21 protein-coding genes are annotated in these 20,637 nt (G+C 72.4%); 9 read left to right on the forward strand and 12 right to left on the reverse strand.

The features are described from left to right. Positions 1-421 precede the first annotated feature (421 nt). On the forward strand, positions 422-1,150 hold the full coding sequence (locus tag AMYTH_RS0136505; protein ID WP_027934368.1) for a M50 family metallopeptidase: 729 nt from the start codon (positions 422-424) through the stop codon (positions 1,148-1,150). A 51-nt stretch (positions 1,151-1,201) separates the two neighbouring features. Continuing rightward, on the forward strand, positions 1,202-2,440 hold the full coding sequence (locus tag AMYTH_RS0136510) for an aldehyde dehydrogenase family protein (protein WP_027934369.1): 1,239 nt from the start codon (positions 1,202-1,204) through the stop codon (positions 2,438-2,440). Between the two features lie 70 nt (positions 2,441-2,510). Here AMYTH_RS0136510 and AMYTH_RS0136515 read toward each other — a convergent pair whose 3' ends face one another. From AMYTH_RS0136515 to ccrA, 4 genes are all read right to left on the reverse strand, one after another. Continuing rightward, on the reverse strand, positions 2,511-3,464 hold the full coding sequence (locus tag AMYTH_RS0136515) for an adenylate/guanylate cyclase domain-containing protein (protein WP_027934370.1): 954 nt from the start codon (positions 3,462-3,464) through the stop codon (positions 2,511-2,513). A 6-nt stretch (positions 3,465-3,470) separates the two neighbouring features. Next, a complete protein-coding gene (locus tag AMYTH_RS0136520) occupies positions 3,471-3,920 on the reverse strand; it encodes a universal stress protein (RefSeq protein WP_017984484.1) in 450 nt (149 codons plus the stop codon). An 873-nt stretch (positions 3,921-4,793) separates the two neighbouring features. After that, positions 4,794-5,855: a coiled-coil domain-containing protein gene (locus AMYTH_RS0136525; RefSeq protein ID WP_027934371.1), complete on the reverse strand. Its 1,062-nt coding sequence runs from the start codon at positions 5,853-5,855 to the stop codon at positions 4,794-4,796. A 14-nt stretch (positions 5,856-5,869) separates the two neighbouring features. Continuing rightward, a complete protein-coding gene (ccrA, locus tag AMYTH_RS0136530) occupies positions 5,870-7,207 on the reverse strand; it encodes a crotonyl-CoA carboxylase/reductase (RefSeq protein ID WP_017984482.1) in 1,338 nt (445 codons plus the stop codon). Between the two features lie 211 nt (positions 7,208-7,418). Here ccrA and AMYTH_RS0136535 point away from each other — a divergent pair, with 211 nt between their 5' ends. Next, positions 7,419-7,793, forward strand: a complete 375-nt coding sequence (locus AMYTH_RS0136535; RefSeq protein WP_027934372.1) for an SPW repeat protein — start codon at positions 7,419-7,421, stop codon at positions 7,791-7,793. A gap of 83 nt (positions 7,794-7,876) precedes the next feature. After that, positions 7,877-8,467: a TetR/AcrR family transcriptional regulator gene (locus AMYTH_RS0136540; RefSeq protein ID WP_027934373.1), complete on the forward strand. Its 591-nt coding sequence runs from the start codon at positions 7,877-7,879 to the stop codon at positions 8,465-8,467. Here the strand turns inward: AMYTH_RS0136540 and mce are convergent. Next, entirely contained in the window at positions 8,464-8,907 is a 444-nt protein-coding gene (gene mce / locus AMYTH_RS0136545) for a methylmalonyl-CoA epimerase (RefSeq protein WP_017984479.1), read from the reverse strand. The two genes, AMYTH_RS0136540 and mce, sit on opposite strands and share 4 nt — an antisense overlap. Before the next feature lie 118 nt (positions 8,908-9,025). On the opposite strand from mce, the gene AMYTH_RS0136550 reads away from it, so the two are divergent. Both AMYTH_RS0136550 and meaB read left to right on the forward strand, forming a co-directional pair. After that, positions 9,026-10,213: an acetyl-CoA C-acetyltransferase gene (locus AMYTH_RS0136550; protein ID WP_027934374.1), complete on the forward strand. Its 1,188-nt coding sequence runs from the start codon at positions 9,026-9,028 to the stop codon at positions 10,211-10,213. Further along, a complete protein-coding gene (gene meaB / locus AMYTH_RS0136555; protein WP_027934375.1) occupies positions 10,213-11,181 on the forward strand; it encodes a methylmalonyl Co-A mutase-associated GTPase MeaB in 969 nt (322 codons plus the stop codon). Before AMYTH_RS0136550 ends, meaB begins: the two co-directional genes overlap by 1 nt. A 1-nt stretch (position 11,182) precedes the next feature. On the opposite strand, the gene pdxR is transcribed toward meaB, so the two are convergent. Then, entirely contained in the window at positions 11,183-12,532 is a 1,350-nt protein-coding gene (pdxR, locus tag AMYTH_RS0136560; RefSeq protein WP_027934376.1) for a MocR-like pyridoxine biosynthesis transcription factor PdxR, read from the reverse strand. Positions 12,533-12,578: 46 nt separating this feature from the next. On the opposite strand from pdxR, the gene AMYTH_RS0136565 reads away from it, so the two are divergent. Together AMYTH_RS0136565 and AMYTH_RS0136570 are read left to right on the forward strand one after the other, a co-directional pair. Beyond that, complete coding sequence (locus AMYTH_RS0136565) at positions 12,579-13,043, forward strand: carboxymuconolactone decarboxylase family protein (protein ID WP_027934377.1); 465 nt, start codon at positions 12,579-12,581, stop codon at positions 13,041-13,043. Further along, entirely contained in the window at positions 13,040-13,750 is a 711-nt protein-coding gene (locus AMYTH_RS0136570) for an isocitrate lyase/PEP mutase family protein (RefSeq protein ID WP_027934378.1), read from the forward strand. The genes AMYTH_RS0136565 and AMYTH_RS0136570 overlap by 4 nt, the downstream gene beginning before the upstream one ends. Before the next feature lie 45 nt (positions 13,751-13,795). Here the strand turns inward: AMYTH_RS0136570 and AMYTH_RS0136575 are convergent, their stop codons facing one another. The 6 genes from AMYTH_RS0136575 to AMYTH_RS49720 form a co-directional block, all read right to left on the reverse strand. Continuing rightward, a complete protein-coding gene (locus tag AMYTH_RS0136575) occupies positions 13,796-14,770 on the reverse strand; it encodes an ABC transporter substrate-binding protein (protein ID WP_027934379.1) in 975 nt (324 codons plus the stop codon). Between the two features lie 32 nt (positions 14,771-14,802). Further along, on the reverse strand, positions 14,803-15,837 hold the full coding sequence (locus AMYTH_RS0136580) for an ABC transporter permease (RefSeq protein WP_027934380.1): 1,035 nt from the start codon (positions 15,835-15,837) through the stop codon (positions 14,803-14,805). After that, positions 15,834-16,601, reverse strand: a complete 768-nt coding sequence (locus AMYTH_RS0136585) for an ATP-binding cassette domain-containing protein (protein ID WP_027934381.1) — start codon at positions 16,599-16,601, stop codon at positions 15,834-15,836. Before AMYTH_RS0136585 ends, AMYTH_RS0136580 begins: the two co-directional genes overlap by 4 nt. Then, positions 16,601-17,626, reverse strand: coding sequence for a class I mannose-6-phosphate isomerase (locus AMYTH_RS0136590; protein WP_027934382.1), 1,026 nt, complete (start codon positions 17,624-17,626; stop codon positions 16,601-16,603). The genes AMYTH_RS0136585 and AMYTH_RS0136590 overlap by 1 nt, the downstream gene beginning before the upstream one ends. Continuing rightward, positions 17,623-18,606, reverse strand: a complete 984-nt coding sequence (locus tag AMYTH_RS0136595; protein WP_027934383.1) for a LacI family DNA-binding transcriptional regulator — start codon at positions 18,604-18,606, stop codon at positions 17,623-17,625. The genes AMYTH_RS0136590 and AMYTH_RS0136595 overlap by 4 nt, the downstream gene beginning before the upstream one ends. Positions 18,607-18,689: 83 nt before the next feature. Next, positions 18,690-19,598: a retropepsin-like aspartic protease gene (locus AMYTH_RS49720; RefSeq protein WP_051362923.1), complete on the reverse strand. Its 909-nt coding sequence runs from the start codon at positions 19,596-19,598 to the stop codon at positions 18,690-18,692. A gap of 87 nt (positions 19,599-19,685) precedes the next feature. Here AMYTH_RS49720 and AMYTH_RS46360 point away from each other — a divergent pair, with 87 nt between their 5' ends. Then, entirely contained in the window at positions 19,686-20,579 is an 894-nt protein-coding gene (locus tag AMYTH_RS46360) for an ATP-binding protein (RefSeq protein WP_051362924.1), read from the forward strand. Positions 20,580-20,637 lie beyond the last annotated feature (58 nt).

Here is a 20,637-nt window from a genome sequence, read left to right on the forward strand (position 1 = left end):
CCGCTGCCGCTGCCGCTGCCGCTGCCGCTGCCGCTGCCGCTGCCGCTGCCGCTGCCGCTGCCGCTGCCGCTGCCGCTGCCAGCCCGGTGCCGGTGTCGGTCTCGGTGTTGGAGCCCGCCGCCGCTGCACGGTGCGCTGTCGGTGTGCTTCAGCGCCCTGTGTCTCCTCGCCGCCCTACCGGTCCGGCGACTGGGCAGCCCGGAGCCCGCCTGCACACCGCACATGCAAAACCGCCACGGTCGCGCGGCGGCATCCACTCGGCGGCCTTGCGGCTGGACCACCGGGCCTCGCGACCAGTCGTCGGCCGGGCGCGGTGAGCCGCACCAGGCCGCTCCGCCCATCCCAACTACCAGTGAAGGAGCTGTGAACGCGATGGGGGTGATAACAGGGAGCGCACTCCCCATATGGTGAGCTTCCGCGCGTGAACGAGGCGACGGCAGAGCTCGACGTGCTGGCGGGTCTCTTCGGGGCGCAGCCGGATCCGTCCATCCCGGTGCCGCTGGTGACCGGCGGTGTGGCGCTCCTGCTGGTGTTGTCCGGCGCGCCCTGGCGGATGGCCCGCAACGTGATCACCATCGTGCACGAGGCCGGCCACGCGTTGATCGCGGTGCTGGCCGGACGGCGGTTGCAGGGCATCAAGCTGCACTCGGACACCTCGGGCGTCACGGTCTCGCGGGGCAAGCCCGAGGGGCCGGGCATGGTCCTGACCGCGCTCGCGGGCTACCCGGCCCCCGGGATTCTCGGCCTGGCCTTCGCGAGCCTGCTGGCCGCGGGGCGCATCACGGTGCTGCTCGCGCTCGCCGCGTTGTTGCTGCTCGGGGTGCTGGTCATGGTCCGCAACGCGTACGGCGTGCTGTCCGTGGTGCTCACGGCCGCCGGTCTGGCGGCGGTCGCACTCGTCGCCGGTCCGCAGGTCCAGGCGTGGTTCATCTACCTGATCACCTGGTTCCTGCTGTTCGGCGGGCTCCGGCCGGTCATCGAGCTGCAGATCAAACGGCGGCGCGGTGCGGCGCGGGACTCCGACGCGGACCAGCTCGCCCGGTTGACCGGCGTGCCGGCGGCGCTGTGGATGCTGATGCTCGGCGTGCTCGCGGTCACTTGTCTGTTCGTCGGCGGCGCGTGGCTGCTGGAACCCGCGCTGCAGCCCTGACCTGCCTGTGCGGCACACTGGAGGCTCCCAGTTCCCAGCGTGGAGGTAGCGGTGTCCGACGAGGTGGCGAAGGCTGTTGAGGAGTGCGCGCGGGCGGCCAAGGCGGCGGCCCCGTCGTTGGCCACCGCGTCCGACGAGGCCATCGACGCGGCCCTGACCGCCATGGCGAACCGGCTCCTCGACGCGCGGGAAACCGTGCTGGAGGCCAACCGGGCCGACGTGGCGCGGGCGCAGCAGGAAGGCATGAGCGCCGGACTGCTCGACCGCCTCACGATCACCGAGGAGCGGCTCACCGGCATGGCCGAGCAGCTGCGCCTGCTGGCCGGCTCGCCCCACGGGGAGCGCGAGATCCCGGTGAAGGAGCTGTCCGACGGCCTGCGGCTGGTCGAGCGGCGCCGTCCGGTCGGCGTGATCGGCGCGAACTACGAGGCCCGGCCCAACGTGACGGTCGACGTGGCGTCGCAGCTGGTGAAGTCCCGCAACGGCGGGGTGCTGCGCACCGGCTCGGCCGCGCTCGGTTCCGCGCAGCGGCTCCTGGAGGTCGTCATCGCCCCGGCGCTGTCCGACGCGGGCATCGATCCCGCCGTCGTGCAGCTGGTGCCGCGCGTCGAGCGGGAGGCCGCCGCCGCCCTGGTGCGGTTCCCGGACCTGGTGCCGCTCGTCATCCTGCGCGGCAGCGGCGAGAGCACCCGCGCGCTCGCGCTGGAGGCCGCCCAGCACGGCGTGCGCACGCTCGCCCACGCCGACGGTGGTGGCGTGCTGTACATCGACGAGGCCGCCGACGCCGGCAAGGTCCGCGACCTGGTGTTCAACAGCCTCGACCGGCTGGGTGTCTGCAACCGGCTCAACCTGCTGCTCATCCACTCCGCGGTGCACGACCAGCTGTGGCCGGTCATTTCCGAGGCGCTGGCCGAGCGGAAGGTGACGCCGTCGCTGCCGCCGCACGACCACGCCATCGGCTACGAGTGGGCGCTCGACTCCGACCACGAGGCCACGGTGACCGTCGCGCAGGTCGCCGACGTGACCGAGGCCGTGTCGATCGCGAACGAGCAGACCTCCGGCCTGGCGGCGGGCATCGCCACCGAGGACGCCGGAACCGCCTCGGCCTTCCTCGACGGCTACACCGGCACCGGCGTGTTCTGGAACGCTCCGACGCGCCTGCTGGACGGCTTCAAGCTGCTGGCCGTGCCGGAGACCGGCATCAACCTGGACAAGGTGCCGGGCCCCCGCGGGCCGGTCACCTACACGGACCTGTACGTGCGCCAGTACGCGGTCCTGCCCGCGAACTGAGCCTGGACGACCGATGCGGTCGCCGGGGCACCCGGCCCGGTGACCGCATCGATTTCCGCTCGGCAGCCTGCTAATCCCGCCTGAGCACGTACGGGTGCAAGCGCGCGTAGCCGCGAACCGTCGCCGGGCGGCGGGATCGCACCGTGAAACCCGGCAGCTCCGCCAGTTCGCCCGCCAGTTCGCGGTCGATCAGCACCGTGCCGGGGCGCGCCACCGACGTGAGCCGTGCGGCCATGTTCACCACCGACCCGTACACGTCGCCGAAGCGGCTCAGGATCCGGCCCGCCGCCAGACCCGCCCGGACTTCTGGCAGTTCGGCGTCCGCCGCTGTGCGTTCGGTCAGCGTCAGCGCTATCTCGGCCGCGTCGGCGGGCGCGTCGGCGACGAACAGCACCTCGTCGCCGATCATCTTCACCACCCGGCCGTGGTGGTCGGCGATCACCTCGGTCGCGAGCAGCTCGAAGCCCTCTAGTACGGCACTGAGCTCGCTCTCGTCGAGGCGGCGGGTCAGCCGCGTGTAGCCGACCATGTCGACGAACCCGACGACTTCGGTCCGCGCCTCGAGGTCCTCCTCCGGCGAGGCCAGCGCCCGGCCCGCGAACGCCGCCAGGTGCCGCCGCCACACGAAGTCCTGCACGCGCTGCAACTCCGGCAGCAGGCGCTCGACCAGCGTCACGACCTGCGAACCGTCCTGGCCGAGGTGCTCGTTCTCGGTGATCAGCGTCCACAGCATCCGCACCTGCCACTCCGCGAGCCGGGACAGGTGCAGGCCCAGCGTGCGCGCCACCGGCGCCTCCAGGCCCTGGTCGAGCAGGCCGGAGGAGATCAGCTGGTCGGTGGTGCGCACCGCCTCCACGTCGGCGTCGGTGAAGACGACCTCGTCGTCGCCGACCGTGGCGAACCCCAGCGCCCGCCACAGGCGGGTGGCCCGTTCGATGGGCACCCCCGCCTTCTCGGCCACCTCGAGCCGCGTGTAGCGGCGCTCGCCGCCGAGCAAGATGCTCTCGAGGCCCTCGGCGTCCACGACGGCCTACGTGGTGTGCACGATCAGGACGTCGACGCCCGACTTGCGCGCCGCCTCCGACGGCACCGACCCGAGCAGCCGCCCGGTGAGGGTGTTCAGGCCCCGGTTACCGACGACCAGCAGGTCGGCCGACTTGTCGGAGACGACCTTGCGCAAGGCTTCGACCGGCTCCCCGACCACGGCGATCGTCTCGGTCGACCCCGCGCCGGCCTTGAGCGCGCGGTCGCGGGCGCTGCGGAGCGTGTCCTCGGCCGGCGCCGAACCGACCACCTGGTAGGCCTCCTCGCCGAGGACGTCCTGGGCCTTCTCCACGTCCTGCCTGCTCGCCGGGTAGTAGGCGCACACGATGACGAGCGTGGCGCCGGAGTCCGCGGCCACGGCCGCCGCCCGGTCGACCGCGCGGAACGATGAATCAGACCCGTCCGTACCGACAACCACGGTCCGGTATGCAGCCATCCCAATACCTCCGGCAAGGGTGCGCGCCTGTGCGCTTTCGCAAGTGGCGCCCTAGGTTACTCGCCAGTCGGTTTCTGCGCAGCCCCACCACCGGTGACGGTTCCACGTTCTTCGGCGGGGCATGACACCTGCTCGGGCACCCCCTGCACCGGGGCGACAACTGCGCAGGTGGGGCGGCTCAGCGGCGGTGGCGGCGAACCTGAGCGAAGGTGGCGCTGATGGCTCGGAGGGGGCCGCGAGCGCGGCGCCGGCGGCGATCGAGGTGGGTCCCGCGCTGGAGGTGCCACCGCAGGGTGACCGGTCAGGCTGCTCGTCACGGCGAGTCGGGTGCGGCGGGTCGGGTGCGGCCGCGCTGTCGCTCGGCGCGGCCGGACCGCCCGTGATGGCCCCGAGCCTGCTCGGTTGGGCTGTCTCGGCATGTCCCGCCGGTGGGATCGCGGCATGTCCTGCCGGTGGGATCGTGGCCTGTCCGGTCGGCGAAACAGAGCTTGCCCGATTGGCAGGGCCCGGCAGGTGAAACCAAGCGTGCCGGACGTGCCGGGGCGAGCCTGCCGGACCTGCCGGGGCGAGTGTGCCGGACGCGCCGGGGCGAGCGTGCCGGACCTGCCGGACCTGCCGGGGTGAGCGTGCCGGACCTGCCGGACCTGCCGGGGCGAGCGTGCCGGACCTGCCGGACGTGCCGGGGTGGGCGTGCCGGACCTGCCGGACGTGCCGGGGTGGGCGTGCCGGACCTGCCGGGCGTGCCGGGGTGGGCGTGCCGGACCAGCCGGGCGTGTCGGGCGGGCCTGCCCGACCTGCCGAGGTGGGCCAGCCCGATGTGCCAGGCCTGCCGAGGCGCGCTTGCCGCGCCGACTCGGCAGGCTTGGCCAATCCCTACTGCCTCCCGGAGGGCTTCCCTGCCGGCGCGGCCTCGCGCTCCTCGGGCAGGGGTTCGATCACCGGTTCGGCCTCGCCGAGCACCGAGTTCGCCTCTAGCAGTACTTCGCGCGCGGCCTTGACCTGTTCGGCGATTCCCGCGCGCAGCTTGCGCAGCGCCTCCACCCGGTCGGCGGCCGCGTTGATTCGGCGGTTCGACTCCTCCGTGGCTTCGCGCACGCGGCGCGCCGCCTCGTCGGATGCTTCCGCCACCCGGGCGTTCGCTTCGGTGATCGACTCCGTCTTGCGGCGGTTGGCGTCCTCGATGGACTCGCGGCGGCGGCGTTCGATTTCGGCCTTCGCGGCGGCCTCTTCCTCGGCGACCTTCTTGCGGATCGCAGCCGCCTCGTCCGTCGCTTCGCGGACGCGGCGCTCGGCTTCCGCCTTGCTGGTCGCCTCCTGCTCCGCCAGCACCCGCATCGCCTCGGTGCGCCGCGCCGCCATCGCGATCTCGAAGTCCTCTTCGACCTGCGTGCGGCGCTGCTCGGCCTCGCGGTCCAGCCGGTCCCGCTCCTCCTTGGCCTTGTTCGTGATCGACTCGGCCTCGGCGCGGGCGGTCTCCAGCACCTTGCGGTGCTCGGCCTCCATCTCCTTGCGCCGCGCGTCCAGCTCGGACAGCAGCTGCTCGTAGCGGGCGCGCATGGCACTGGCGTCCGACTCGGCCTTCGCCCGGATGTGCCCGGCCTCGGCCTCCGCGCGGGCCCGCGTGTCGGCGGCCTCCTCCTGCGCCAGCCGCAGCATGCGCTGCAACCGCTCGGACAGGCCCTCGACCGTCGTCGGCGGCTGGCCGAGCCGCTCGACCTGGCCGCGCAGGTTCTCGATCTCGCCGCGAGCCTGCTCCAGCTGCCGGGCGAGGTCGCCGGCCTGCGAGATGGCGGCATCCCGGTCGGCGGCGAGCATTTTCAGGTCGCTGTCCAGCCGTTCGAGGTGCTCGTCGACCTGGTGGCGGTCGTAACCGCGCTTGGCCAGGTCGAAACCCGCGCCGAGCGGTACAAGCTCTCGTTCGTCGCCAAGGCTCATGCGGCCCAGACTACTTAGGCGCCGCGGAACAAATTGATCCGGTCGATGTGCTTGGACCGCTTCTCCACATCACGCACGCCCAAACCCTCCTCCGGGGCGAGACACAACACACCGACCTTGCCCTGGTGGGCGTTGCGGTGCACGTCCAGCGCCGCCTGCCCGGTCTCGGTCATCGAGTAGGTCCGGGACAGCGTCGGGTGGATCAGGCCTTTCGCGATCAAGCGGTTGGCCTCCCACGACTCGCGGTAATTCGCGAAATGCGAGCCGATGATCCGTTTCAGGTTCATCCACAGGTACCGGTTGTCGTACTGGTGCAGGTATCCGGAGGTGGACGCGCAGGTGACGATCGTGCCGCCCTTGCGCGCCGCGTAGACCGACGCGCCGAACGTTTCCCGGCCGGGGTGCTCGAACACGATGTCCGGGTCCTCGCCGCCGGTCAACTCTCGGATGCGCGCGCCGAAGCGCTGCCACTCCTTCGGGTCTTGCGTGTTCTCGTCCTTCCAGAACCGGTAACCCTCCGCATTGCGGTCGATCACCAGTTCGGCACCCATCCGGCGGACGATCTCCGCCTTCTCCGGGCTGGACACCACGCACACCGGGATCGCGCCGCCGTTGAGCGCGAACTGCGTCGCGTACGACCCGAGCCCGCCGGAGGCGCCCCAGATCAGCACGACGTCGCCCTGCTTCATGTTCGCGCCGTTGGTGGTCACCAGCTGCCGGTAGGCGGTGGAGTTGACCAGCCCGGGGCAGGCGGCCTCCTCCCAGGTCAGGTGGTCCGGCTTGGGCATCAGCTGGTTGGCCTTGACCAGCGCCAGCTCCGCGAGACCGCCGAAGTTGGTCTCGAAGCCCCAGATCCGCTGGTCGGAGTCGAGCATCGTGTCGTTGTGCCCGTCCGGGCCTTCCAGCTCGACGTTGAGGCAGTGCGCGACGATCTCGTCGCCCGGCTTCCACCGGTGGACGCCCGGCCCGGTGCGCAGCACGACGCCGGCCGCGTCCGAGCCGACCACGTGGTAGGGCTGGTCGTGGCGCTTGGCCAGCGGCGACAGCTTCCCGTAGCGCTGCAGGAACTTGAACGTGGGGATCGGCTCGAAGATCGACGTCCACACGGTGTTGTAGTTGATCGCGCTGGCCATCACGGCGATCAGCGCCTCGCCGGGCCCCGGCTCGGGGGTGGGCACCTCGTCCACGTGCAGCGACTTGCGCGGGTCCTTGTCCCGGGAGGGGATGCCGTCGAACATGCCGGCCTCGTCGGCGTGGACCGTCACGCCGCGGTAGGCCTCCGGCACCGGCAGAGCGCCCACTTCGGCGGTCTCGCCGGTGAGGATCGCATCCCGGATGTCCGTGATCGTCATGTCGGCCTCCCTGCGCTGGGTTGGAGTGCCTGACATTACTGGCCGGTAACGTCATCCGCCACTGTCCGGGAGGAGGGCTACCTCACCCGTCCGTTGTGCCGGGTTCGCCGTGATCCCGACGTGATTGACCGGCCGGCCAATCAAGGCGCACCATGGCAGTGCGGAGACCGCGCCGCGTGGTCTCCCGGATCGGGTTCGGAGGTGATCACGAATGGCTGATCGTTCGAAGCGGGCGTGGACCCGTCCGCACGACTGGGCCGAGGTCGTGCTCGGGGTGGTGGCGGTCCTGACGCCCCTGTGGGCCGACACCGACACCACCACCATGTGGACGATGATCGTTCTGGGCGCCCTCATCGCGCTGGACGGCCTGCTTTCGCTGTCCATGCCGGGTCTCGTCTACGGCGAGGGGGTCCAGGTCGTGCTCGGGGCGCTGCTGTTCATCGCGCCGTGGGTGATGACGTACACGGCACTGGACGTGGCGGCGTGGTCCTCGTGGATCATCGGCGCCCTCACCGCGATCGCCGGGCTGGCGGCCCTGCCCGTCGCGAACGCGGTGCACCGCGGTGGGATGACGACGGCGCACTGAGCCGTCGCGCCCGGGGTCGGCCCACGGCGCGCCGGATTTCGGTTAGCGTTGTGGGCCGGCGAGCTGTACGAAAGGCGGGCGGAGTGGCGCGCACCGAACACGGGGACGACCTGCCGGCCAAGGAGCGGATCCTCCGCGCGGCCGAGGACCTGTTCGCGGACAGCGGTTTCGACGCCACTCCGACCTCCCGGATCGCCGAGCGCGCCGGCGTCCCGAAGGGACTCGTGCACTACTACTTCCGCCGCAAGGCCGACCTGCTCACCGCGCTCATCAAGCGCCTGCCGGACGAGCAGATCGACGCCGCGCGGGTCGTGGTGCCCGGCGACATCGCGGAGAGCCTGCGGCGGCTGGTGTCCGAACTCGACGCGCGGCTCGCCAGGTCGCGGATGCTGTCCCACCTGCTGTGGCGGGAGGCCGACACCCACCGGGCGGTGCGGGACGCGCTGCACGACCGGTTCCAGCAGCTGGTCCGGCAGGTCCGCACGGTGATCATCGCCGCGGGTGAGGGCGACCTCGCGGTGGCCGACGTGGACAGCGCGGCCGGCCTGCTGGCGCTCGCGGTGAGCTACCGGCACTCGGTGGCGCGGCACGCCGGGGACGACCCGCCGGACCTGATGGAGCGGGAGCTGAACTTCATCGCCGACGCGCTGATGGCCCGGCCGGCGCCGGGTTAGTGCGACGCGGCGGGCTCGACCAGTTCGACGAGCACCCCGCCGGCGTCCTTCGGGTGCACGAAGTTGACCTTGCTGTTCGCGGTGCCGCGCTTGGCCTTGTCGTACAGCAGGCGCAGGCCCTTGGCGCGCAGCGCCTCGGCGGCCGCCTCGACGTCGGTGACCCGGTAGGCGACCTGCTGCAGGCCGGGGCCCTTGGTGTCGAGGAACTTCCCGATCGTCGAGTCCGGGCGCAGCGGCGCGAGCAGCTGGATGGCGGGGCCGGACTCGTCGCCCGGCGCGTGCAGCATCGCCTCGCGCACGCCCTGCTCCTCGTTGACCTCGGAGTGCGTGGCGATCATGCCGAAGTTCTCCGCGTAGAAGTCGATCGCGGCGTCGAGATCGGCGACGGCGATGCCGACGTGGTCGATGGTCGTCACGAACGGCTTCAGCGCGTCATTCATAGTGGTGAGGATAAAGCTTGGCACCTGCGTACGTGGGTGCCACGGCTCACACCTGTACTGGACGGCCGCTCCGGGTATCGTCGGATCGACCGCCGTCGTTCGTCTGTTGGAGGCTGCTGTGTCCGGTTCCGTCATCCTGGGTGCCGCGCGTACCCCGATCGGGCGTCTGCTCGGTTCACTGAAGGACTTCACCGGCGCGCAACTCGGCGGGATCGCCATCAAGGCCGCGCTGGAGCAGGCCGGGGTGTCCCCGGACAAGGTGCAGTACACGATCATGGGCCAGGTGCTCACCGCGGGCGCGGGCCAGATCCCGGCTCGTCAGGCTGCGGTCGCCGCCGGCATCCCGATGGACGTGCCCGCGCTGACCATCAACAAGGTGTGCCTGTCCGGCCTGGACGCCATCGCGCTGGCCGACCAGCTCATCCGCGCAGGCGAGTTCGACCTCGTGGTGGCCGGCGGCCAGGAGTCGATGACCCAGGCGCCGCACCTGCTGCCGAAGTCGCGGTCCGGCTTCAAGTACGGCGACACCACGCTGCTCGACCACATGGCCTACGACGGCCTGTTCTGCGCATTCGACCAGTGCGCGATGGGCGCGTCCACGGAGAAGTACAACTCCCGCTACGGCATCACACGCGAGGACCAGGACGCCTTCTCGGCCCGGTCGCACCAGCGCGCGGTCGCGGCCGCCGAAGCCGGCCGGTTCAAGGCCGAGCTGGCGCCGGTGTCCATCCCGCAGCGCAAGGGCGACCCGGTCGTCTTCGACACCGACGAGGGCGTGCGCGCCGACACCACCGCGGAGAGCCTGGCCAAGCTGCGCCCGGCGTTCGCCTCGGACGGCACCATCACCGCGGGCTCGGCCTCGCAGATCTCCGACGGCGCCGCCGCGGTCGTCGTCGCCAGCCGGGCCAAGGCCGAGGAGCTGGGCCTGGAGCCGCTCGCCGAGATCGGCGCCCACGGTGTGGTCGCCGGCCCGGACGCGAGCCTGCACGAGCAGCCGTCCAACGCGATCAAGGCCGCGCTGGCGAAGGCGAAGCTGGACGCGAGCGCGCTGGACCTGGTCGAGATCAACGAGGCGTTCGCCGCGGTCGGCCTGGTGTCGACGAAGGCGCTGGGCATCGACCCGGAGATCGTGAACGTCGACGGCGGCGCCATCGCGCTGGGCCACCCGATCGGCGCGTCCGGTGCCCGCCTGGCCGTGCACCTGGTGCACGAGCTGCGCCGCCGCGGCGGCGGCCTCGGCGCGGCCGGGCTGTGCGGCGGCGGTGGCCAGGGCGACGCGCTGCTGATCAAGGTGCCCGCGCTGTAGTGCCACTGGACGTCGGGGAGCTCGTCGACCGCGCGCGGGAGGGACAGCCGCGCGCGGTCGCCAGGCTGATCTCGCTGGTCGAGGACGCGCACCCGCGCCTGCGAGAGGTGGCCGCGGCGCTCACGCCGCACACCGGCCGGGCGCGGGTGATCGGCCTGACCGGGCCGCCCGGGGTCGGCAAGTCGACTTCGACGTCCATGCTGCTGTCCGCGTTGCGCGCGGAGGGCAAGCGGGTCGGGGTGCTGGCGATCGACCCGTCGTCGCCGTTCTCCGGCGGGGCGCTGCTCGGCGACCGGATCCGGATGACCGAGCACGCCACCGATCCGGGCGTGTTCATCCGCTCGATGGCCACCCGCGGCCACCTGGGCGGCCTGTCCTGGGCGACGCCGCAGGCGGTGCGGGTCCTCGACGCCGCCGGGTTCGACGTCGTCCTGATCGAGACCGTCGGGGTCGGTCAGTCCGAAGTGGACGTCGTGAAGCTGGCCGACACCATCGTGGTGCTGCTCGCGCCCGGGCTCGGCGACGGGATCCAGGCGGCCAAGGCCGGGGTGCTGGAGATCGCCGACGTGTTCGTGGTCAACAAGGCCGACCGCGACGGCGCGGAGACCGTGGTGCGCGACCTGAAGCAGATGATCGCCTACGCGCGGCGGGAGATCCGCGGCGAGAGCTGGCGACAGCCGATCGTGCGGACGGTCGCGGCGCGCGGCGAAGGCGCGCAGGACCTGGTCAAGGCGCTGTCCGAGCACCACGACTGGCTGGTTTCACACGGGGAGCTGGAGCGCCGCCGCGCCGAGCGGGCCGCGGACGAGGTGGCGGCCATCGCGCTGCGCGAGCTGCAGGCGCGGCTGACCGACCTGCACGGCGGCGGGCACCTGCCCGCGGTGGCGAAGAAGGTCGTCGAGCGCGAGCTGGACCCGTACGCCGCGGCCGACGAGCTGCTCGCGGCACTGCGCGCCGGCCGCGGGTGACTCAGGCGCGCAGGCCGTCCACCAGCGCCTCCACCGCCGGGCCGAACGCGTGCTCGGCCGGGGTCGCGTAGCCGATCACCAGTCCGCCGGGGCCGGTGCCCGTCCAGTAGCGGCTCAGGTAGTCCACCGCCACCGATCGCGCGCGCAGCGCCCGCAGCACGGCGGCTTCGTCGGGCACGCGGAGCACCAGGTGCAGTCCCGCGGAGATGCCTTCCGGCACGAACCCCGGCGGCAGCGCGGCGATCAGCCGGTCGCGGCGGCGGCGGTAGGCGACCCGGCGCTGCCGGACGTGCCGGTCGTACGCGCCGGAGTTCAGCAGGTCGGCCAGGGCCAGGTGGTCGATCACCGGGGCGCGCCAGCCCAGCGCCGTCATCGTGTCGAGCACCGGCCCGACCAGGCGCCGCGGCAGCACCAGCCAGCCGATCCGCAGCGACGGCGCGAGCGTCTTGCTGACCCCGCCCGCGTAGATGATCCGCTCCGGCGCCAGCGACTGCACCGCACCGACCGGCTGGCGGTCGAACCGGAACTCGCCGTCGTAGTCGTCCTCGATCACCAGGCCGCCCGCGGCCGCCCAGCAGGCCAGCGCTGACCGGCGTTCCGGGGCGAGCGTGACCCCGAGCGGGTACTGGTGCGCCGCGGTCACGACGGCGACCGGACTGTCCAGTTCGGACACCCGGATGCCACGCTCGTCCACCGGCACCGTCACGATCTTCGCGCCGCCCCTGGCCGCGCCGTCGCGGAACTCCGGCAGCGACGGGTCTTCGAAGGCGATCTCGTCGAACAGGTGCCCGAGCACGCTGATCGCGTGGGAGTAGCCGCCGCACACCACGATCCGGTCCGGGTCCGCCAGCACGCCGCGGCTGCGCGCCAGGTACCGGGCCAGAGCTTCGCGCAGCACGGCAGGCCCGGCCGGGTCGCCGTAGTCGAACGACCCGGCGGGCAGCGATTGCAGGACCCGGCGCATGGCGGACGCCCACGCCGCGCGGGGGAACGACGACAGGTCGGGCCGGCCGGGGAACAGGTCCCAGCGCGCGTCCCGGAACCAGGCGGACGTGGGCGGCCCGGACTTCTCGCGGGGTTCCGCGGATGGCCGCGGGCCGGCCGCGACGCGGGTCGGCGCGCCCTGGCTGGTGCGCAGGTACCCCTCGGCGGACAGGTCGCCGTAGACGCGGGTGACGGTCCCGCGGGCGATGCCGAGGTCGGCCGCGAGCGCTCGCGTCGAGGGCAGTGCGGTGCCGGGCGCGAGGCGCCCTTCACGGATGGCGCGGCGCAGCGCGTCCGCCAGCCCGCGCCTGCCCGCGGACGGCGACCAGTCGAGGTGGAGGTCGGAACTGGACCACGAACGCGCCACAGAACTGGACCATACCCGTGTGCCAGCGGCGGATAGCGTGGTCGTCATGACCAAGCGAATCCAGTTGTCCGCCGCGCTGCCCGAGGCCTACAAGTCGATACTCCACCTGCACACCGTCGTCGAGAAGGCGGCCGCGAACGCGGGGCTGGACCAGCGGCTCATCGAGCTGGTGAAGATCCGCGCGTCGCTGCTCAACGGGTGCGCCTACTGCCTCGACCTGCACGCCAGGGACGCCCGCAAGCTGGGGGAGAGCGAGCGGCGGATCCTCATGCTCGGCGCCTGGTGGGAGACCGACCTCTACACCGAGCAGGAACGGGCCGCGCTCGCGCTGACCGACGCGATGACCCGGCTGCCGCAGAACCAGGACGTGCCCGACGACGTCTACCAGCAGGCGACCAGCGTGTTCACCGAAGAGCAGTACGTCGCGGTCGCGTGGGCGGCGACGGTGATCAACGCGTTCAACCGGCTCGGCGTCACCAGCCACAAGCCGCTCCCGGTGGACCCCAAGTGAGCGCCGAGGCGCTGCGGGCGCTGCACGTCCCGGGGAAGCCGCTGCTCCTGCCGAACGCGTGGGACGCCGACACCGCGCGGCTGGTCGAGGAGGCCGGCTTCCCGGTGGTGGCGACGTCGTCGGTCGCCGTCGCCGCCGCGCTGGGCTACCCGGACGGCGAGCAGGCGCCCGCCGAGGAGATGTTCGCCGCCGCCACGCGCATCGCGCGGGCGGTCTCGGTGCCGGTGACGGTGGACGCCGAGAGCGGCTACGGGCTGTCCGGACCGGAGTTCGCCGAGCGGCTGCTTGCCACCGGCGCGGTCGGCTGCAACTACGAGGACACCGACCACGCAGGCGGCGGTCTGCGGCCGGTCGAGGAGCAGGCGGCCCGGCTGGCGGCGGTGCGTGGGGCCGCGGGGCGGGACCTGGTGATCAACGCCCGCATCGACGTGTTCCTGCGCGCCCCGGACCCGCGTGCCGTGCTGCCGGAGGCGGTCGACCGCGCGCGGGCCTACCTCGACGCCGGTGCGGACTGCGTGTATCCGATCCTGCTGCGCGACCGCGAGGTGCTGGCCGAGTTCGTGCGGGCGGTGAGCCCGGCCGCGGTCAACGCCAACGGTCCCGTCGCCGAACTGGCCGAGCTGGGCGTCGCGCGGATCTCGCTCGGCGCCGGCCTGTGGCGGGCCGCCCGCGGGTGGCTGGCCGAGCACCTGAAGACGCTGCGGTGAAACCGGGGAGGTGCGTACCCCCAGGGGCGCACCTCCCCGGCCCCCTCAGCAGGACTGCTTGTAGAAGTACTGGCTGTTGGCGTCCATGTTCGCCTTCGTGATGGAGTGCAGCGGCGCCGTCAGGTTGCGCGTCACCGGCTTGCCCTCCAGCGCGGCGACCGCCTGCTGCACGCCCTGCTGCCCGATCATCGCCGGGTCCTGCGCGATCAGCGCCTGGTACTCGCCGTTGCGCAGACCCTCCACTTCGGACGGGCTGGCATCGAAGCCGACCAGCTGGACCTGGCCCACCTTGCCGGCGTTGCGCAGGCCCGTCGCCGCGCCCTCGCCGGTGTTCAGGTTCGTCGCGAAGATCCCCACCAGGTCCGGGGTCGACGCGAGGGCCGCGGTCACCTTCGACGCGGCCTGCTCCGGCTCGTTCTGGGTGAACTGGATGCCGGCCGACTTGAGGTTCGGGTACTTCTTCAGCTGCTCCTCGAACCCGGCGGCGCGCGCGTTCGTGGTCGAGGTGCCCGCGATCGTGTCCAGCACCAGCACCGAACCGGACTTCCCGCCTGCCAGCTGCGCCAGCGTGTCCGCCGCGAGCTGACCGCCCGCCGTGTTGTCCGAGGAGATCGAGGACTGCGCCACGCTGGTGTCCTTCAGCGACGTGTCGACCTCGACGATCTTCACCCCGCGCGAGGCGACCTGCTGGATCGGCGCGAGCATCGCCGTGTCGTCGGTCGGCGCGATGAGCAGCGCGGCAGGCGGGTTCGAACCCAGCGCGTTGACCTTCTCCGTCTGCAGCGCCGCGTCGAACTTCTGCGGCGCCGAGGTGTCCAGCGTGTAGCCGAGCTTCTGCGCCTCGGCCTGCGCGCCGCACTGCATCGAGATGTAGAACGGCTCGGCCTGCACACCCGGGATGAGCGTGAGCCGCTTGCTGTTCTCCGGCGCCGCGCCCCCGGAGCCGCCGACCTGGCCCGACCCGCAGGCCGCCAGCAGCACCGCGGTCGCCGCCAGTCCGGCGATCTGCACCAACTTCATCCGATCCCTCTCCCTACCTCGTCGTACGGGTTTCAGCGGGAATTGCGCGCCCGGCGGCGCCGTTGGTCGAACCACACCGCGGCCACCAGCACCGCACCGACCGCGATCATCTGCCAGAAGTCCTGGACGTGCGTGATGTTGAAGCCCTTCTTCAGCACCGCCGGGATGAACACCCCGATCACCGTGCCCAGCACCGACCCGACGCCGCCGAACAGGCTCGTCCCGCCCATCACGGTCGCCGCGATCGCGTTGAGGTTGTCGTTGGTGTGCGCGGTGATCGTGGTCGAGGCGTAGTAGGCCAGCGACAGGAAACCCGCCACCCCGGCCAGGAACCCGGTCAGCAGGTACACCTTGAGCAGGTGCGCGGTCACCCCGATCCCGGCCCGGCGCGCGGCCTCGGCGTTCGAGCCGACCGCGTAGGTGTAGCGGCCGAAGCGGGTGGTGTGCAGCAGCCACGCGCCGATCAACGTGATCACCGCGGCGACCAGCACCAGGTTCGGGACGCCGCCGAACGAGGTGCCGTAGCCGAGCGTGCGGTTTAGCGTGGCCGGCACGCTGCGCACGTCGGAGCCGCCGTTGAGCAGGTACGCCGCACCCAGCGCGGCGCCCATCGAGCCGAGCGTGACGATCAGCGGCGGGATCTTCGCGACCGCGATGAGGAACCCGTTGATCAGCCCCCACGCCGTGCCGGCCAGCACCGCCGCGACCAGGCCGACGGTGATCACACCCCAGCCGGCCGCGCTCGCGTTGCCGCCGGAGAGCGCCTCCATCGTCTTGCCGCACACCATGCCGGCGAAGATCAGCACCGAGCCGACGGACAGGTCGATGCCGGAGGTGATGATCACGAACGTCATCCCGACCGACAGCACCAGCAGCACCGACGTCTCGATCAGCAGCGTCTGGAACGTGAACACGGTGGCGAACTCGTTCGGCGCCAGCACCGTGAACATCGCGATCAACGCAAGCAGCACCAACGCGATCCAGAACGTGTTGGCGCCGATCAGCCGCTGTCCCAGGGACCGCTTGCCGATCCCGCCGCTCACCTCGGTCTGGACCGCCGTGCTCACGCCGCCTCCTCGTGGGTCAGTGCGCCGGTCATCGCCGCCACCAGGTCCTCGAGCTTGGTCTCCGACGCCACGAACCGGGCCACGCGCGTGCCCAGCCGCAGCACCTCCACCCGGTCGGCCACGGACAGCACCTCGGGCATGTTGTGGCTGATCAGCACCACCGCGATGCCCTCGTCGCGGACCCGCCGGATGACGTCCAGCACCCGCTCCCGCTGCACCACGCCGAGCGCGGCGGTCGGCTCGTCCATGAACACGACCTTCGACGCCCATACCACCGACCGCGCCACCGCGACGCTCTGCCGCTGCCCGCCGGACAGCGAGCCGATCGGCACGTCCGTGCTCTGCAGCGACACGCCCAGCCGGTCGAACTCCTCGACCGCGCGCCGCCGCATCTCGGCCTTGTCGAGCATGCCGAGCCTGCCGAGGACGCCCTTGCGGCGGATCTCCCGGCCGAGGAACAGGTTCGCCGCCGGATCGAGCTCCGGGGCGACCGCGAGGTCCTGGTACACCGTCTCGATGCCAAGGCGCCGCGCGGTCACCGGCGAGTCGAGCGACACCGTCCTGCCGTCCAGCCGGATCTCGCCGGAGGTCGGCTGCTCCGCACCGGACAGGCACTTGACGAGGGTGGACTTCCCCGCGCCGTTGTCGCCGATCAGTGCGGTCACCTCACCCGCGCGGGCCTGGAAGGAGGCGCCGCGCAGGGCCTCCACCGAGCCGTAGTGCTTGACCAGGTTCCGCGCGTCGAGCAGGACGGTGTCGTTCATCAGCGCGCTCCGGGGGCCGGGGGACGGCAGCGGATGACGGTCAGGTCGCCTGCCAGTTCGAGCTGCCCGGCGGCGTGCGGGACGACCAGCGTCTCGCCCTTGGCCACGGAGATCTCGCCGCCGTGCTCGGTGCGCAGCGTGCCCTGCCCGTCGAGCGCCACGAACACGGCGAATGACGGGTCGAGTGCGAGCGCGGGGGACGGGCGCAGCTGGTCGGCGCGGAAGAACTCCGCCGAGCCAGCCGCTAGCAGGTCCACAGTGGACCCTGGCTCGTCGGCGGTGTGCTTGACGATGCCCGCCAGCCGTTCGTCGTCCCAGCCGGACGTGTCGAGCGCCTGCAACGCGGTGTCGAACCCGAGGCCGAGGTGTCCCTTGTCCGGGTCGTCCAGGAAGTTCCGCCACTCGATGGTCAGCGAGAAGTCGGTGGGCTGCTGCAGTTCGACGACGAACACGCCCGCGCCGATCGCGTGCGGCAGTCCGGCCGGGATGTAGACCGTGTCACCGGGGCGGACCGCGACGCTGTTCAGCGCGCCGAGCATCGCGTCGGTGTCCTGGTCGCGCACCCAGCCGTCGACGGTGGCGGGGCTGACCGTCTCGCGGAAGCCGGGGTAGACGCGCGGGTCGTCGCCGCTGGTGCCGACCACGATCCAGGCCTCGGTCTTGCCGAAGTGCGAGTCGAAGTGCTTGCGCGCGAAGGCGTCGGTGGGGTGGAAGTGCACCGGCAGCCGCTGGCCGGCGTCGAGCAGCTTGACCAGCAGCGCGGTGGAGTCGCGGAACGCCGCGACGTGCTCGGCACCGAGCCAGGACTCCGGGTCGTCGCGGACGGCGTCGCGCAGCCAGCGGCCGTCCGGCAGCCGGGTCAGCCCGGACTCCTCCTGGCCGAAGCGTGTGGTGGTCGAGGCGACCCAGTCTTCCGGGCCGAACGCGGAGTCCTGTTCGGACACTCCGCGCAGCGCGGCGATCGCCGCGCCACCACGGTAGAACTGGGCGGGCTGGTTGGCCGGGAGCTTGATCGGGGCGGTCACGGGGCCACCTCACCGGAGCCGCGGGGAACGAGGTGCACGGGCAGGACAACCTTTCTCGGTGCGGAGGCATCGCCGTTGATGCGGGCGAACAACAGCTCGGCCGCCGCCGACCCGAGACGGCTCACGTCGTGCGCGACGACGGTCACCGGCGGGTCGAGCAGGTCGGCGAGTTCGAAGTCGTCGAAACCGACGACGGCGGGGCGCGGCGTGACGTGGGCCAGCGCCCGCAGCAGGTGGACGGTGACGCGGTTGTTGCCCGCGATGATCGCGGTGGCCGGGTCCGGACCGGCGAGCAGGCGGGCGACCGCGTCGGCGACGCTCTGCCTGGTCGGCGGGCGCAGGATGGCCAGGCCCTCGTCGAAGCGGACCCCGGCGCGGGCGTACCCCTCGCGGTAGCCGCGCAGGCGTTCGGCGGCGGTGTAGATGTCCGGCCGGTCGCCGAGGAACGCGATCCGGCGGTGCCCCTGCCGGGCCAGGTGGGCGACCGCTTCGACGGTGCCGCCCAGGTTGTCGACCAGCACGGTGTCGGCGGCGATGTCCCCGGCCGGGCGGTCCACGAACACCACCGGCGTGCCCGCGCGCATCTCCGGCAGCAGGTAGCCGTGCTGGGTGCCGGCCGGGACGATGAGCAGCCCGTCGACCCGGCGGGAGCAGAATTCGAGGGCCAGCTCGCGTTCGCGGTCGGAGTCCTCCTCCGACGAGCCGGACAGCACGTGCCTGCCGAACGCGGTGGCGACCTTCTCGGCCGCGCGGGTGAGCTCGGAGTAGAACGGGTTGCCCACGTCCTCGACGACGAGGCCGATGGTGCCGGTGGTCGAGCCGCGGCGCAGGTTGCGGGCGCCCAGGTTGCGCCGGAAGCCGAGCTGGTCGATGGCGGCCAGGACGCGTTCGGCGGTCTCCGGGTGCACCGCGGGCTCGTCGTTGACCACGCGCGAGACCGTCTTGATGCTCACCCCGGCCAGACGTGCGACGTCGTTCATCGTGGCGCGCCTCGACGCCTTCCCCGGACCCGACGACAACGTTGTCATAGCGGGTGGATTTCACACCACCCGGCGGCGGTGTGTCAACCGCCGCCCGGCTGGTCACCGCTCCATCGCCGACTGCCCCGGACCAGGCGTGCCTTCGACGGGACCGGCGCTCGCGGACCCGCGGACGTCGTGGCCGACGGCCCGGCCCAGCGAGATCCGCTCGGCGGTGATCGGGTACACCGGCCTGCCGTTGATCTCGCCGGGGTTCGAGTAGTCCACCGGGATGCCGGCCCGCTCGGCCACCTCGACCGTGGTGTCCGCGGGCCGGTCCGGGTGTCCGTGCGCCGGAGCACCAGCGCGCGGCGCGCGTAGTCCATCGTGGTCAGCAGGCGGTAGAAGACCGTCGTGCCGAGCACGCCGGCGGGGACCGCGCCGTCCGGGAGCGCCGGTTTGGGCTGGTTCGTCCACCGCATGGGGATGTTGCGGATTTCGAGGTCGCCGAACCGGATCGAGTCCAGGATCCCGAGGTGGATGGTGACCGGCCGGTTGCCGGCGTAACCCGAAGCCGTGGCGAGGGAGCGCAGGCCCAGTTCGTCGGCCACCGGCTGGTCCGGGTCGAGCGTGCCGTAGGTGTCGAGGAGGAACCGGCGGGGCTCGCCGCCGTTGAGGGACGCTTCGACGGTCGGCAGCGGATCGAGGTCGATGAAGGGGAGCCGGGCCGCCGTCGCCCCTCGGATCCCACGGCTTGCCGCGCAGCGCCGCGTACAGCGTGTCGAACGGTTGTGCAGCAGGGCGATGTAGCCGCGCTGGGCGGCCGCGCGGGCGTTCGCCGGATCCCGGCGCAGCAGCGCGGCGTAACCGCGGTCGGCCGCGTCGAACGATCCGGCCCGGAACAGCTGATCCGGGTCGGCGTCGGTCGCGTCCGCGAGACCGGAGGTCGCCAGTGGGATGGTGGCGGTGGCCAGGCCGGCCCGCCACAGGAAACCGCGTCGGCTGAGTGTCATGCCGCAAGACCTACCGGCGGGGACCGATGGCCCCGCACGGCGCGGCGTGGTTCTCCAGCACCCAGTTCCGCGTCGATCGCGCTCGCCGTGGTGGTGCTGCCGGCCGCGGTCCTCGGCTGGCTGGTGGCCGGGCGGGTGCTGCGCCCGATCCGGGCCATCTCGGCGACCGCGCGGCGCCTGTCCGCGGAGAACCTCGCCGAACGCGTCCCGGTCACCGCGCCCCCGGACGAGCTCGCGACCCTGGCCGCGACCGTCAACGACATGCTGGACCGCATCCAGCAGGGCATCGCCGAGCGCGACCGCGTGCTGCGCAGCCAGCGCATGTTCACCGCCAACGCCGCGCACGAACTGCGCACCCCGCTGACCACCGTCCGCGCCGCGATCGACGTCACACTGGACGGCGAACCGACGCGGGCCGAGCTGCTGGCCATGACCGGCGATATCGCGACCGCGATCGAGCACAGCCGGCGCACCCTCGACGGTCTGCTCGCGCTGGCATGCAGCCAGACCGGCGCGCTCACCCGGCAGCGCGTGGATCTCGTCGCCGCCGCGCTCGGCGGCGTGGCGCAGCAGGTCGCCGCGCGCGCGTTGGCCCTGCGGACCGGGCTGCGGCCCGCGGTCACCGGCGGCGAACCCGTGCTGCTGGAACGGATGGCGGGCAACCTCGTCGACAACGCGGTGCGCTACCACCGTCCCGGCGGCCTGATCGACGTCGCCACCGGCAGCACCGACGGGCAGGTGTTCCTGCGGATCTCGAACACCGGGGCCGCGGTGCCGGGCGACGCGCAGCGGCTGCTGGAACCGTTCGTCCGTGGCGCGGGCGCCCGCGTGCGCTCGGAATCCGGCGCGGGGCTCGGATTGTCGATCGTGCACGCCGTCGCCACCGCCCACCACGGGCACGTGTCGATCGCCGCCCCGCGCGCAGGTGGACTGGACGTGACCGGGTGGCTACCCGGATCCTCTGTGGACGGCGGCTCGTGATGATGATCACGACCCCCGAGGTACCCGTGAGGACCATCACGCCTCACACTGGGTACCG

This window comes from Amycolatopsis thermoflava N1165 (assembly GCF_000473265.1).
Classification (GTDB): Bacteria; Actinomycetota; Actinomycetes; order Mycobacteriales; family Pseudonocardiaceae; genus Amycolatopsis_E; species Amycolatopsis_E thermoflava.

Excerpts from the sequence above, each read along its gene's own strand:
- AMYTH_RS0136520 (WP_017984484.1), bottom strand. The coding sequence starts at position 3,920 with ATGGCTGCATACCGGACCGTGGTTGTCGGTACGGACGGGTCTGATTCA.
- AMYTH_RS0136525 (WP_027934371.1), bottom strand. The coding sequence starts at position 5,855 with ATGAGCCTTGGCGACGAACGAGAGCTTGTACCGCTCGGCGCGGGTTTC.
- ccrA (WP_017984482.1), bottom strand. The coding sequence starts at position 7,207 with ATGACGATCACGGACATCCGGGATGCGATCCTCACCGGCGAGACCGCC.
- AMYTH_RS0136535 (WP_027934372.1), top strand. The coding sequence starts at position 7,419 with ATGGCTGATCGTTCGAAGCGGGCGTGGACCCGTCCGCACGACTGGGCC.
- mce (WP_017984479.1), bottom strand. The coding sequence starts at position 8,907 with ATGAATGACGCGCTGAAGCCGTTCGTGACGACCATCGACCACGTCGGC.
- AMYTH_RS0136565 (WP_027934377.1), top strand. The coding sequence starts at position 12,579 with ATGACCAAGCGAATCCAGTTGTCCGCCGCGCTGCCCGAGGCCTACAAG.
- AMYTH_RS0136575 (WP_027934379.1), bottom strand. The coding sequence starts at position 14,770 with ATGAAGTTGGTGCAGATCGCCGGACTGGCGGCGACCGCGGTGCTGCTG.
- AMYTH_RS0136585 (WP_027934381.1), bottom strand. The coding sequence starts at position 16,601 with ATGAACGACACCGTCCTGCTCGACGCGCGGAACCTGGTCAAGCACTAC.
- AMYTH_RS0136595 (WP_027934383.1), bottom strand. The coding sequence starts at position 18,606 with ATGAACGACGTCGCACGTCTGGCCGGGGTGAGCATCAAGACGGTCTCG.
- AMYTH_RS49720 (WP_051362923.1), bottom strand. The coding sequence starts at position 19,598 with ATGACACTCAGCCGACGCGGTTTCCTGTGGCGGGCCGGCCTGGCCACC.